Below are 12,933 nucleotides of genomic sequence, written 5' to 3'. Positions count from 1 at the left end.
GAGGCGTCAGATCGCCTGGCCCAGGCGCGCTACGCCTTCGCGGATCTTGTCCACATCGGCCGTGGCAAACGACAGGCGGAAGGTGGCGTGGTCCGGGTTGGCGCAGAAGAACGGCGCGCCGGGCACAAAGGCCACACCCTTTTCAATCGCGCGCTTGGCCAGCACATTGCCGTCGGCCACCTTGCCGCCTGCACCCGTGAGGCGCGCCCACACGAACAGGCCGCCCTGGGGCTGCACAAATTCGATGGCGTCGCCCAGCTCCTTGCGCAGCGCATCGCCCATGGCCTGGGCGCGCTCGGCGTACACCTTGCGCACATGGGCCAGCGTGCCAGGCATGCGGCCGGCCTTGAGGTACTGCGCGGCCGTGGCCTGCGCAAAGGTGCTGGTGTGTGCATCGCTGAACTGCTTGCACATGGTGGCCTTGCCCAGCAACTCGGCCGGGGCAATCATCCAGCCCACGCGCAGGCCGGGCGAGAGCACCTTGCTCAAGCTGCCGCAGTGCACCAGCAGCTCTCGGCTGCCGGGCACAGTGGCCGACAGGTTCAGCAGGCTGGGGGGTGGCGCATCGCCAAAGTACAGGTCGCCGTAGGGGTCGTCTTCGACGATCAAGGTGTTGTGCTTGACGGCCATCTCCAGCACGGCCTTGCGGCGCTCCAGGCTCAGCATGGCGCCGCTGGGGTTGCCAAAGGTGGGGATCAGGTAAACGAATTTCGGCTTGTGCTCAGCGATGAGCTTTTCCAGCTCGTCGGTCTTCACGCCGTTGCCATCGATGGGCGCGCTGATGAGTTCGGCGCCGTACAGGCGAAAGCACTGGATGGTGGCAAGGAACGTGGGGCCTTCCACGATCACCTTGTCGCCGGGGCTGATGAGCGTCTTGCCCAGCAGGTCCAGTGCCTGCTGGCTGCCGGTGGTGACGATGAGGTTGTCGGCAGCCACATCCTTGGCGCCCTTGCTGGTCATGAAGGCGGCCAGTTGCTCGCGCAGCGGGTTGTAGCCCTCGGTGGCGCCGTACTGCAGTGCTGCGCCAGGTTCTTCGGCCAGGGCGGCATTGCTGGCGGCGCGGATGCCTTCCACGTCGAACATCGCGCTGTCGGGGAATCCGCCTGCAAAGCTGATGATGCCGGGCTTGCCCAGCAGCTTGAAAAGCTCGCGGATGGCGGAGGTTTCTACGTTGTTCAGGCGGTCGGCAAATTGCATGGCGTGGACAGAAGTGGTTGGCAACAAACCGTGCATTGTCGCCAATTGCGACGCAGGATTCATGCGGTGTCCGTCCGACAGGCTCTAAACTGGGTTTTCCCTCCACCGCCATAGCCCCGCCCGCCATGACCCTGACCATCCGCACCCTGCCCCGCATGCGCCTTGCCACCATGCGCCACACCGGCGCCTACGGCCACCCGGGCCTGACCGAGTTGTGGGAGCGCTTTGGCAGCTGGTGCGCCGCCAACCGCTTGAATGATCCGCGCCCCAAGTTCTACGGCTTCAGCCACGACGACCCGGCCTGCACGCCACCCGAGCGGTGCCGCTATGACGCAGCAGTGCAGATTGGCGTGGGCCTGCGCACCGGACCCGATGTGCAGGTGATGGACTACGAAGGCGGCGACTACGCTTGCATGCACTTTGTGGGCACGGGACCCGAGATCGCCGCCGCCTGGGCCCAGATGGGCGCGCCGGGCCAGATCCCCGACGGCTGGGAGTGGGAGCCCCGCGCCGCGCTGGAGATCTACGACGAAGACTTTGCGGTGGACGCGGCCACGGGGCGTTTTCCGTGCTGGCTGTGCATTCCGATCAAGCGGGCTGGCTGAGACTTGTGTGTTGGCGCTGCGGGGCCAGATGGTCGGTAGCAGCGCCAACCGTCAATCCACCCGGATATCCGCCCGCGCCGCCACGGCACGCATCAGCGGCAGCTCGCGTTCAATGCGTGCGCGCAGCGCATCGCCATTGCCGCCCAGCGGCGTCAGGCCGATGTCCACCATCTTCTTCTTGAACTCCGCCGAGGCCATGGTCTCGGCCAGGGCCTTTTCCAGCTTTTTCTGCACGGGTGCGGGCAGGCCCGCCGGGCCTACGAAGGCAAACCACGATCCCATGTCAAAGCCGGGGTAGCCGCTCTCGGCCACCGTGGGCACATTGGGCAGCAGGGCCAGACGCTGCGGGCTGAGTGCGGCAATCGCCTTGATCTTGCCGGACTTGATGAGCGGGGTGGACGCCACCACGGTGTCCACCGCCAGTTGCACCTGCCCGCCCATCAGCGCCGTGAGACTGGGCGAGCTGCCGTTGAAAGGCACGTGCATCATCGGAAAACCTGCAGTGGTCTTGAGCATCTCGGCGCCAAAGTGCACCGACGAGCCCGTGCCATAGGAGCCGTACGAGAACTTGTCCGGCGCGGCCTTGGCCTGGGCCACGATGTCCTTGAGCGACTGCCCCGGGGTGTCGTTGTGGGCCACCAGCAGCAGCCCCATGTCGGCCACCAGGGCCAGGGGCGTGAAGCTCTTGAGGGGGTCGTACGGCAGGTTCGTGCGGATGGCCGGGTTCATGGTGAGCGTGGTGTTGGACCCGAGCAGCAGCGTGTACCCGTCAGCGGGCGCCTTAGCCACCATGGACGCCGCCACCACGGTGCCCGCGCCGGGCCGGTTCTCGACCACCATGGGCTGCCCCAGGCGCTCCCCCAGGGCCGTGGCCAGCAAACGCCCCAGGATGTCGGTGGCTCCACCCGGGGCAAAAGGCACGACCAGCTTGATGGGCCGGTCAGGGTAAGTCTGTGCCTGCGACATGCCGGGCGCGCCCAGCACCAGGGCGCTGAGCAGAAGACTTGATACGAAGCGGGAACGCAGCATGGTGAAGCTCTCCAGAAAGCACGTTGACAAAAGCGAGGGGGTTAACGGTGTGGGACGGAACGGCGAGCGGCCAGACCCCGATCAGTCCCGCAAGGGACTGCGCTGACGCGCATACCCACTGGCTTGGTCGTAGGCGTGGCCGATCTGCAGCACGGTGGCGTCAGACTGCGCTGGGCCGATGATCTGCAGACCCGCAGGCTGGCCGCCGGAGCCGAAGCCTGCGGGGGCTGCCAGCGCGGGCAGGCCGGCCATGGTGGCGGGCACCACGGCCTCCATCCAGCGGTGGTAGGTGTCCATGGTGCGGCCGCCCACCTCATAGGGCCAGTCCAGCCCGGCATCGAAGGGGAACACCTGGGCAGCGGGCAACACCAGAAAATCGAACTGCTCGAACAGGCCGCGCAGTACCTGGTACCACGCGCTGCGCACGCGGGCCGCGTCGTACACCTGCAGAGCCGTCAGGCGCATGCCACGCTCGATCTCCCACACCGCCTCGGGCTTTAGCAGCGCATGCGTGGCCGGGTTGCGATACAAGGCCGCATTGGCCCCTGCCACGCTGAAGCTGCGCAAGTCGATCCATGCGTTCCACAGCTGTTCCAGATTGAATGCGGGCACCACAGATTCCACGGTGCAACCCACCGTGCGGAAGTGTTCCAGCGCCTGCTCGCAGGTGGCCAACACGCCAGGCTCGGTGGGCAAATGGCCGCCCAGGTCACCCAGCCAGCCAATGCGGGCGCCGCGCCAATCACGCTCCAGCGGCTGGCCCAGCAGGGCCACGTCCTCATGGCGCCGCGTGAGCGGCAGGCGCGCATCAAAACCCGCCTGCACCGACAGCAGCAGCGCCAGGTCCGGGATGTTGCGGGCCATGGGCCCGGCCACGCTGAACTGCTGGAAGAACACTTCTTCCGTCGGCCCGTGCGGCACCAGGCCGAACGAGGTACGCAGCCCATACACGTTGTTGAAAGCCGCTGGCGTGCGCAGCGATCCCATCATGTCCGAGCCATCCGCCACGGGCAGCATGTGCAGCGCCACGGCCACCGCTGCGCCGCCACTGCTGCCGCCCGCCGACACGGCCGGGTTGTGGGCATTGCGTGTGGTGCCATACACCGGGTTGTAGGTGTGGCCGCCCAGGCCAAACTCCGGAGAGTTGCTGCGGCCGATGAACAGTGCACCGCCTGCGCGCATCCGCTCGAACACCACCGCATCCGTGGCCGAGACCTGTCCCGCAAAGATGGGTGAACCCCGCGTGGTGACCATGCCCGCAGCGGGCATGATGTCCTTGGGCGCCTGCGGAAAGCCATGCAGCGGGCCCAGGCTCTCGCCGCGTGCCAGTTGCGCATCGCGCTCTGACGCCTGCGTGCGCAGGGCGTTGCGGTCCGCCATCGCCACCAATGCATTCACCACGGGGTTGAGCCGGTCCACCTGGGCCAGGTAGGCGTCCAGCACCTCGGTGCAGGAGACCTCCCGCGCATGGATGGCGCGCGACAGGCCGGTGGCCGTGTAGTCCACGATGTGGCTGGGGGTGCCACCCGGGGTGACGCTGTTTGCGGAAGGCATGGAGGCTGAGGCCGGTGAATGTGTCATTTGCAAGTCAGCATAAGCAGCTCGCTGCGTTTCGACAATCAACGATTTCTGGGGTTATCTTTGCGTTTTATGCAATCCACACTCCGAAAGGCCCCCCATGCTTTCCAGCCGCTTGCAGGACACGGCACTGCGCTACTTTCTGGAGGTAGTGCGCAGCGGCTCGGTCAGCGAGGCCGCCACGCGCCTCAATGTGTCGCCCTCGGCCGTGAGCCGCCAAGTCGCCGCCCTCGAAGACCTGCTGGGCGTGCCGCTGTTTGACCGGCGGCCGCGCGGCATGGCGCCCAGCGCAGCGGGCGAGCTGCTGGCTGCCCATGCGCGGCGGGGCGCGCTGGAGGCCGACCGCGTGGTCTCCGACATCCAGGCGCTGCAGGGCCTGCGCACGGGGCTGGTGCGCATCTGCAGCTCTGCGGGTTTCGCCATCGAGTTCCTGCCGCGCGTGATGGCGCAGTTCCGCCTGCAGTACCCCGGCATCCAGTTCCACCTGCGCGTGGCCAGCCCGGCAGCTGTGACCGTGGCGGTGCTCAACGGCGATGCAGACATTGGCCTGACCTACAGCCGCTCGGCCGAACGGGACATCACGGTGCAGCACCGTCAGGCCGCACCCGTCATCGCCATCATGCGGCCCGACCACGCGCTGGCGCGATTGCACTCCGTCACGCTGGCGCAGATGCACGCCTATCCCATCGCCCTGCCCGAGCGCGACAACACCGTGCGCCAGCTGTTCGACATCGGCTGCAGCCAGCGGGGCCTGGTCTTCGAGCCCGCCCTGGTGTGCAACCACTTCGAGACGCTGATGCACTTTGTGCTGCATGGCGGGGGCCTGTCCATCTCGGGCGAGGTGACGGTGCGCGACCGGGTGCAGCGCGGCGAGCTGCACGCCGCCCAGATCCGAGAGCCCGGCATGAGCGCCCGCGCTGCCGAGCTGCAGACCCTGAGCGGCCGCACCCTGCCCGCTGCCGTGCGCATGTTCCTGGAGTTTTTGCAGGCGCAGCTGCGGGACAATGCGCCACCGGCCACGCCCGCCAAAAAAAGCAAGCCCTCCGCCCCACCCCGCCAACGATGATGATGAAAACCGCCCAGATCGAGCCCTTCTTCGCCACCCTCAAAGCGGCCAACCCCATGCCCAATACGGAGCTGGAATACACCACGCCGTTCGAGCTGCTGGCCGCGGTGCTGCTGTCGGCCCAGGCCACCGATGTGGGCGTGAACAAGGCCACGCGCAAGCTGTTCCCAGTCGCAGGCACGCCCCAGGCCATCCTGGACCTGGGTCTGGCGGGGCTGGAGGGTTACATCAAGACCATAGGCCTGTACCGCACCAAGGCCAAGAACCTGATGGAAACCTGCCGCATCCTGGTGGAGCAGCACGGCAGCCAGGTGCCCCGCACGCGCGAAGCGCTGGAGGCCCTGCCCGGGGTGGGCCGCAAGACGGCCAATGTGGTGCTGAACGTGGCCTTTGGCCAGCCCACGATGGCGGTGGACACGCACATCTTTCGCGTGAGCAACCGCACGGGCCTGGCGCCCGGCAAAAACCCGCTGGCGGTGGAGCTGCAACTGATGAAGCGCGTGCCCGCCGCCTATGCGGTGGATTCGCACCATTGGCTCATCCTGCTGGGCCGCTATGTGTGCCAGGCGAGCAAGCCGCGCTGCTGGGAATGTGTGGTGAGCGAGTATTGCGAATACAAGCCGAAGACGCTGGCGCCCTGAGTCAGCAGGCACAGTATTTTGCTATTATTTTTATAGCTTATAGCGCTTTCTGGATAGGCGGCAGAGCCCAAAAAAGCTTCTAATTTCACTCAACGGGCTACGGCGTGCTCCCGCAGCCAGGCGGCAAACGCCTCTTCGGTGATGTCGCTTGCGGCAACGGCGAGCATGGTCAGCACACACGACGCGTCATCGGCAGTGAGCGCCCAACCATTCAGGCGCAAAAAAAGCTCTGCGGCTACAAAGCCCGTGCGCTTGTTGCCATCGACGAACGGATGGTTGCGCGAGATGCCGTATCCATAAGAGGCCGCTAGCGCCGCAACATCTGGCGGAGGCTCTCCGTAGTGGCTCAGATGCAGTGGTTTGCCCAATGCTGAATCGAGCAAACCAGCGTCCCGTACACCCACACCGCCACCGTGCTCAGCCAATTGCATTTCATGGATGGCGACGATGACGGCACGGTCCAGCCAGACCCACTGGCTCATTTGGCCAGCTCGTGCAAGACAGCGCGGCGCTCTTTCATGATCTCGCGCGCCACGCGCATCTGGGCTTCAAATTCAGGGTTATGCGTCGTGATGCGCAAGCCGTCGGGCGACTCCGTCACATACAGCTCATCGCCTTTCTCCAACTGCAATCGCGCCAACAGTTCCTTCGGAAAAATAGCGCCGACGGAGTTACCGACCTGGGTGAGTTTGAGGGTGTGCATGGCATGCATTCAAGTAATTACAAACGTAATATTAAACTTCCCCCTGGGCGCAGTCAAACCACCCCTGCCAGCCCCAAAGTCGCCATCTCCCGCGACACCCCCGCCCACGCCACATCAAACCCAGCCACCTTGCGCTCCGGCGGCACGGGGTGCGCGCGCAGCGCCCAGGTGGCGCCTGCCACCACGCTGTCAATCACGGGTACCGACACCTGGGGCTGCACGGCGGTAGCCATGCCTGCCAGACCGGCGCCGCCCAGAATGACGGCCTGCACGCCCATCTGGCGCACCACGTCGCGGCAGGCCTGGGCCAGCAAGGCACGGGCTGCTTCGGGGTCAGCCGCCAGTTGCGCGCCGGTGGGGGCCACGGTGTGAATACCTGCCAGTGCGTGGGCGTGGCCCAGCGCCTGGGCCAGGCGCTGCAGCATGGGACCCCAACGCTCGCCGCCGGTGACGATGGCAAAACGCCCGTGGCGCGCGGCCTCGATGAATGACGCTTCGGCCAGGCCGGTGACGGGCACGGGGCTGCTCTCGCGCAGCGCCATCAGGCCGGGGTCACCAAAGCAGCCGATCAGCACCGCGTCGGGCGCGGGCTGCGGCTGTGCGATCTCATGCGCCCACACATCGAGCGCGGCGTGGGCTGCCACGGCATAGCTCGCCTCACACGCGATGTACGGGGCGCCAAAGCGGGCCGTGGCGGTACGCACCGCCACATGCGAGCCCGCAGCCCCTTGCACATGCCGCTGTAGCAAGGCACTGACATGGGCCGACATGTTGGGGTTGATGACGAGCAGTTGGCGCATGAAGGAAGGCTTTGGAAAGCGAGTCAGGCCCCGCCGAGCAACTGTGCCAAATCAGGAGCCTCCGCCGCAGGCGGCGTGAACTCCAGCTGCGATTCGATGCGCGCTAGGTGGGCCAGCATCAGCCGGGGCGCCTCGCGCGCATCGCGCAGGCGAATGGCGTCGATCAGCGCCCGGTGCTCGCGGCAGCCGCAGGCCGTGGCCTCTTCGCGGGTTTGGGCGTGGCTGGGGCTGTAGGTCATGAGGATGAGCGAGGTGCGCGACACCAGCTCGCGCAGAATGCGCCCCAAGGTCTGGTGCCCTGCGGCCTGCGCAATGTGCAGGTGAAAGTCGCCCGAGAGGCGGATGGCACGGCGCATGTCGCCGCTGGCGCGGGCGGCCTCCTCGTCGTCGATGCAGGTGCGCAGGGCAGCGATGTCGCCATCGGTGGCGTTGGCGATGAAAAGCTCCACCAGGCGCGGCTCCAGCAGGCGGCGGGCCTCGAACACCTCCAGCGCCTCTTGCGGTGTGGGCTGGGCGATGGAGGCACCCCGGTTGGGCGTGAGCGTGACGACCTGCTCATTGGCCAGCCGCACCAGCACGGGGCGCACGCGGGTGCGCGAGACACCGAAGGCAGCCGCCAGCTTGTCCTCCACCAGCTTGGTGCCGGGCGGCAGCCGGTGGTCGAGGATGGCCGAGACCATGCGGTCGTACATGTCGTTGTCGCTGAGCTGGCCGGTCGTGTCGGGCTGCACGGGCGGTTCGGTAACCGCAGCGCGCGTGCGCCGGGGCTTGGGGAGGGTGGTCGTCATAAGGGTGCCGTTTTTAACCCGAACGGCCCTTGCGCCTGCGGCCCAGTGCCCACACCAGCAGCAGCGTCACGCCCATCACTGCGAACGACACTACGGTGGTGACGGTGCCCAGCGCGTAGATGGACGGCGTGGTCACGGTACTGGTCAGCCCTTGCAGCTCCAGCGGCAGCGTATTCACATCGCCAATGGCTTGCGAGGTGCGGGCGATTTCGTCCCAGCTCAGCGTGAAGCCGAACATGCCAATACCCACGACTGAGGGTGCAATCAGCGGCAGCACCACATGCCTGAACCCCTGCCAGGGCGTGGCACCCAGGTCGCGCGCAGCTTCTTCGTAGGCGGGGTTGAAGCGGTTGAACACCGCAAACATGATGAGCAGGCCAAAGGGCAGCGTCCATGTGAGGTGCGCGCCCAGGGCCGAGGTGAACAGGCCGAGCGACGTGCCGTAGCCCTCAAGCGCGCTTTCCATACCCAACCATTCGAGCACGGCTTTGACGCCGTTGTCGATGAGCCGGAACTCCAGCCCGATGCCCAACGACACAATGATGGACGGCATGATGAGGCTGGCCACGACGATGAAGAACAGCGTGTTGCCACCCGCCAGCCGCTTGCGAAACGCCAGCCCGGCCAGCACCGACAGCACCACCGTGCACAGCATCACCGCCACGCCCAGGCCCAGCGAGCGCCACAGCGCCGCGCCAATGTCCACCACGCCCAACCCTTCGGCCAGCTTGGCAAACCAGTGCAGCGACACGCCGCGCATCGGAAAGGTGAGCCCCCCTTCCGGCCCCTGAAAGCTCAGGATGAAGATGACGAACATGGGCCCGTACATGAACAGCACGAACAGCGCAAAGACGATGGCCAGGGGCCAGAAGCTGGCGGGGCGGGCTTCACGGACTTTCATCTCACAGCTCCTTGCGAATATCGACGAGCCGTGTGAGGCCCCAGATGATCATGAGCACCACGGCCAGCAAGATCACGGCATTGGCCGCCGCGAGCGGGAACTGCAGGTACGACGTCTGCACCTGAATGATCTTGCCCACGGACGCAATCTGCTGCCCGCCCATCACGCCGATGGTCACGAAGTCGCCCATCACGATGGTGAGCACAAAGATGGAGCCGATGATGATGCCGGTGCGCGACAGCGGCACGATCACGTTCCACAGCGTCTGCCAGCCGCTTGCGCCGCTGTCGCTGGCGGCTTCGATCAGGCTGCGGTCGATGCGCATCATGCTGTTGAAGATGGGCACGATCATGAACATGGTGTAGAGGTGCACAAACGCGAGCACCACCGAGAAGTCCGAGAAAAGCAGCCACTCGATGGGCGTCTCGATCAGGTTCATGCCCATCAGCGTCTGGTTGACCAAACCGTTGCGACCCAGCAGCGGCACCCACGAGATCATGCGGATCACGTTCGACGTCCAGAACGGAATGGTGCACAGCACGAACAGCAGCGTCTGCATGCCGGACGAGCGCACATGGAAGGCCAAAAAGTAGGCCACGGTGAAGCCAATCACCAGCGTGATGAGCCACACCAGCACGCTGAACTTGAGCGTGGAGTAATACGTCTTGAGCGTGACGCACAGCCCGTCTGATACGTCGCCACAGCCCGCAAAAATCGACACGTAGTTCTTGAACGTGAACCCGGGCAGCAGCTCGTAGTCGTTGAAATCCCAAAAGCTGACCATCACGATCAACGCCAGCGGAATGATGAAGAACAGCGCAAACACCAGCGTGAACGGCGCTGCCTGCCACCAGGCGGCAATGCTGCGGCCGGGGATGGCTGCAGCGAGTAGAGATGGTGTGGTGGTCGTGCTCATGGTGTTTGCAAATCAGATATCCATCGCATCGGACGACGGTCGTCGAAACTGGCGCGGCCGAAGACCAGTGCCCCCGTGCAAGGGCCGCCCCGCCGCACCGGGGGCGTCCCCCTCCCGAATCGCGCAGCGGTTCGAGAGAGGGGTGAAGGCGCAAACCGCCTCAGGGGGTGCACTCCCTATGCAGCTACAAACTCATTCCATTTCTGGACCATGTAGTTGTTCTCATCCATGATCGCGTTCCAGCAGGCAATGCCGCCCATGCGCGACTCGTAGCTGCCGCCGTCGCGCACCGCACCGGCCTTGGCCAACACGTCGCCGTTCGGGCTCTTGATGTCTTGCGTAGCGGGCTTGCCTTCCATCCAGTAGGCCCACTCGTAGGCTTCCATCTTGGCCTTGGCTGTCTCCAGCACGGCGCTGTAGTAGCCCTGGCGGTTCAGGTAGGCACCGGCCCAGCCGTCTAGGAACCAGTTGATGAACTCATAAGCTCCATCGAGCTTGCGGCCGGAGAGCGTGGCAGGCAGGCCAAAGCCTGCAGCCCAGGCGCGGTAGCCTTCCTTCAGGGGCTGGAAGTTGCAGGCGATGCCCTTGGTGCGCACGGCCGTCACAGCAGGGCTCCACATCGACTGGATCACCACTTCGCCCGAGGCCATCAGGTTCACCGACTCGTTGAAGTCCTTCCAAAGCGCACGGAACTGGCCCTGCTTCTTGGCTTCAATCAGGGTCTTGATCGTGAGATCGATCTCCTTCTTGGTCATGTTGCCCTTATCGGGGTACTTGTAGATGCCCATGGCTTCCACAACCATCGCAGCGTCCATGATGCCGATGCTGGGGATGTTCAGGATGGCGGCCTTGCCCTTGAACTCGGCGTTCAGCAGCTCGGCCCAGGAGTTGATGGGGCGCTTGATCAAATCGGGGCGGATGCCCAGCGTGTCGGCGTTGTACACCGTGGGGATCAGGCTCATGAACTGCGTGGGCGCAGTCGCAAACTTCTTGGACTTTTCGCCTTCCAGGTAGATCACCTTCTTGGGGGCGGTGCCCTGGTCGCCCACGGCCTTGCCCGCCACCATGCCGGTGGTGAACAGCGTGGTGATCTTGTCGGCGTTCTTGATGCGCTTGGTGTCAATGCCCTTCAGGTTGCCCGTGGGCACGATCTTCTTGAGCGAGAAGTACTCGGTGTCGATCAGATCAAAGCTGTTGGGCGCGGTGACGGCGCGCTTGGTCACGTCGTCCGTGGTCACGGCCACGTACTGGATCTCGATGCCGGTGTCGGCCTTGAATTTCTCGGCAATCGCCTTGTCCTGGTTCACCGCCGTGCCCAGGTAGCGCAGCACGATCTTCTCTTGCGCATGCACGGCCGGGAACATGCCTGCGGCCAAGATGCCCGCCGTGCCCTTGAGCAACGAGCGGCGCGCCACTCCAGTGGCATCGGAGACAACGACAGGGGAATCAGCACGGGAAGCATCGGACATGGGAAAACTCCTTGGGTTGCGGACAGGGAACGGGGAAACGATGAATCAATGAAAGCGGAAGATCGGTGCGATCAGGCGGCGACGGCCTGCGTGGACGACAGCGGATGCGCCTGCTCCGGCGTCCAGTGCAGTTGCACGCCCTGCCCCACCTGGTAGGGCTGCGCAGCAAAGGCGGCTTCAGACACCATGACCGAATAGGCTGCCGTGGCGTTGGCCGACAGGGCCACGCCCTGCTTTTGCAGGCCCACCAGCACATAGGTGCCCTGGTACTCCACATCGGTCACCACGGCCAGCATGCGCTGGGCGCCCCACGGCAGCTCGGCCTGGGCGGGGGCGATCTGCAGGTGGTCGGTGCGCACACCCACCTTGCCCTCGGGCGTGTCGATCACGTTGTGGCCACCCATGAAGCGCGCCACAAACTCGCTGGCGGGCCGGTTGTAGACCTCGTGTGGGCTGCCCACCTGCTCGATCACGCCGTGGTTCATCACCACCATGGTGTCGGCCAGGGCCATGGCTTCTTCCTGGCTGTGGGTGACATGGATGAAGGTCAGGCCCAGCTCCTTTTGCCAGCGGCGCAGCTCGGCACGCATCTGGATGCGCAGGAAGGGGTCGAGGGCGGACAGTGGCTCATCCAGCAGCAGCACGCGCGGCTGGGTGATGAGGGCCCGTGCCAGCGCCACGCGCTGCTGCTGCCCGCCTGAGAGTTCTGCCGGTTTGCGTTCGGCCAGATGGCCCAGGGCCACGCGCTCCAGCAGGTCGCGCGCCTTGGCCTGGCGCTCGGCCTTGGCCACGCCTTTCATCTTGAGGCTGAAGGCCACGTTATCGAGTGCCGACAGGTGCGGGAACAGCGCAAAGCTCTGGAACATCATCGCCGTGCCACGTGCGGCGGCGGGCAGGTCGGTGATGTTGCGGTTCTCCAGCAGGATGTCGCCGCTGGTCACCGACTCGTGCCCCGCAATCATGCGCAAGGTGGTGCTCTTGCCGCAGCCCGAAGGCCCCAGCAGGCAGCAGTAGCTGCCACTGGCGATGCGCAGGTTGATGGCATCCACGGCAGGCTTGCCGCTGGCATAGCGCTTGGTGAGCGCGATGATTTCGATGGCGGCGGGGGTAGGCGCTGGGTGGGTGCTTTGCATGGGGTACGCCCTACGCAAAGCCCATGCCAACTTTGTACACAATGTTTTATTCACTTTGCATACAAAATGCACCAACACGGCGCAGATTGCCGCCCCATACCGGCCCA

14 protein-coding genes are annotated in these 12,933 nt (G+C 65.4%); 3 read left to right on the top strand and 11 right to left on the bottom strand.

Going from position 1 to position 12,933, the window contains the following annotated elements:
* Window positions 1–6 precede the first annotated feature (6 nt).
* Window positions 7–1,197 (bottom strand): PLP-dependent aminotransferase family protein, encoded by a 1,191-nt coding sequence (locus DNK89_RS17570; protein ID WP_110961148.1) that lies wholly within the window; start codon window positions 1,195–1,197, stop codon window positions 7–9.
* 125 nt (window positions 1,198–1,322) lie between these two features.
* Here DNK89_RS17570 and DNK89_RS17565 point away from each other — a divergent pair, with 125 nt between their 5' ends.
* The gene (locus DNK89_RS17565; RefSeq protein ID WP_110961147.1) at window positions 1,323–1,802 is read left to right on the top strand and encodes a GyrI-like domain-containing protein; all 480 of its coding nucleotides are present in this window, start codon (window positions 1,323–1,325) and stop codon (window positions 1,800–1,802) included.
* A 51-nt stretch (window positions 1,803–1,853) separates the two neighbouring features.
* Here DNK89_RS17565 and DNK89_RS17560 read toward each other — a convergent pair whose 3' ends face one another.
* Both DNK89_RS17560 and DNK89_RS17555 read right to left on the bottom strand, forming a co-directional pair.
* Complete coding sequence (locus tag DNK89_RS17560) at window positions 1,854–2,831, bottom strand: tripartite tricarboxylate transporter substrate binding protein (protein WP_110961146.1); 978 nt, start codon at window positions 2,829–2,831, stop codon at window positions 1,854–1,856.
* Between the two features lie 81 nt (window positions 2,832–2,912).
* Complete coding sequence (locus DNK89_RS17555) at window positions 2,913–4,385, bottom strand: amidase (protein ID WP_110961145.1); 1,473 nt, start codon at window positions 4,383–4,385, stop codon at window positions 2,913–2,915.
* Between the two features lie 124 nt (window positions 4,386–4,509).
* Here DNK89_RS17555 and DNK89_RS17550 point away from each other — a divergent pair, with 124 nt between their 5' ends.
* Together DNK89_RS17550 and nth are read left to right on the top strand one after the other, a co-directional pair.
* On the top strand, window positions 4,510–5,475 hold the full coding sequence (locus DNK89_RS17550) for a LysR family transcriptional regulator (RefSeq protein ID WP_110961144.1): 966 nt from the start codon (window positions 4,510–4,512) through the stop codon (window positions 5,473–5,475).
* 2 nt (window positions 5,476–5,477) lie between these two features.
* Window positions 5,478–6,116: an endonuclease III gene (gene nth, locus DNK89_RS17545; RefSeq protein ID WP_110961325.1), complete on the top strand. Its 639-nt coding sequence runs from the start codon at window positions 5,478–5,480 to the stop codon at window positions 6,114–6,116.
* An 89-nt stretch (window positions 6,117–6,205) separates the two neighbouring features.
* Here the strand turns inward: nth and DNK89_RS17540 are convergent, their stop codons facing one another.
* The 8 genes from DNK89_RS17540 to DNK89_RS17505 form a co-directional block, all read right to left on the bottom strand.
* A complete protein-coding gene (locus DNK89_RS17540; RefSeq protein WP_110961143.1) occupies window positions 6,206–6,598 on the bottom strand; it encodes a type II toxin-antitoxin system death-on-curing family toxin in 393 nt (130 codons plus the stop codon).
* Window positions 6,595–6,819, bottom strand: coding sequence for an AbrB/MazE/SpoVT family DNA-binding domain-containing protein (locus DNK89_RS17535; protein ID WP_056169497.1), 225 nt, complete (start codon window positions 6,817–6,819; stop codon window positions 6,595–6,597). The genes DNK89_RS17540 and DNK89_RS17535 overlap by 4 nt, the downstream gene beginning before the upstream one ends.
* A 53-nt stretch (window positions 6,820–6,872) precedes the next feature.
* The gene (locus tag DNK89_RS17530) at window positions 6,873–7,619 is read right to left on the bottom strand and encodes an aspartate/glutamate racemase family protein (RefSeq protein ID WP_110961142.1); all 747 of its coding nucleotides are present in this window, start codon (window positions 7,617–7,619) and stop codon (window positions 6,873–6,875) included.
* Window positions 7,620–7,642: 23 nt separating this feature from the next.
* Window positions 7,643–8,407, bottom strand: coding sequence for a GntR family transcriptional regulator (locus DNK89_RS17525; protein WP_110961141.1), 765 nt, complete (start codon window positions 8,405–8,407; stop codon window positions 7,643–7,645).
* Window positions 8,408–8,420: 13 nt separating this feature from the next.
* Window positions 8,421–9,308 carry an ABC transporter permease gene (locus tag DNK89_RS17520; RefSeq protein WP_110961140.1) on the bottom strand — a complete coding sequence of 296 codons (888 nt, stop codon included), beginning with the start codon at window positions 9,306–9,308 and terminating at the stop codon, window positions 8,421–8,423.
* Window position 9,309: 1 nt separating this feature from the next.
* On the bottom strand, window positions 9,310–10,224 hold the full coding sequence (locus DNK89_RS17515; RefSeq protein ID WP_110961139.1) for an ABC transporter permease: 915 nt from the start codon (window positions 10,222–10,224) through the stop codon (window positions 9,310–9,312).
* Window positions 10,225–10,400: 176 nt separating this feature from the next.
* Window positions 10,401–11,693: a PotD/PotF family extracellular solute-binding protein gene (locus tag DNK89_RS17510; protein WP_110961138.1), complete on the bottom strand. Its 1,293-nt coding sequence runs from the start codon at window positions 11,691–11,693 to the stop codon at window positions 10,401–10,403.
* A 71-nt stretch (window positions 11,694–11,764) separates the two neighbouring features.
* Window positions 11,765–12,826 carry an ABC transporter ATP-binding protein gene (locus DNK89_RS17505; protein WP_110961137.1) on the bottom strand — a complete coding sequence of 354 codons (1,062 nt, stop codon included), beginning with the start codon at window positions 12,824–12,826 and terminating at the stop codon, window positions 11,765–11,767.
* Between the last annotated feature and the right edge of the window lie 107 nt (window positions 12,827–12,933).

It is taken from the genome of Acidovorax sp. ST3, from assembly GCF_003231145.1.
Lineage (GTDB): Bacteria > Pseudomonadota > Gammaproteobacteria > Burkholderiales > Burkholderiaceae_C > Acidovorax.
Note: the sequence above shows the minus strand (reverse complement) of the source record. Positions and strands in the feature narration are given on the sequence as shown.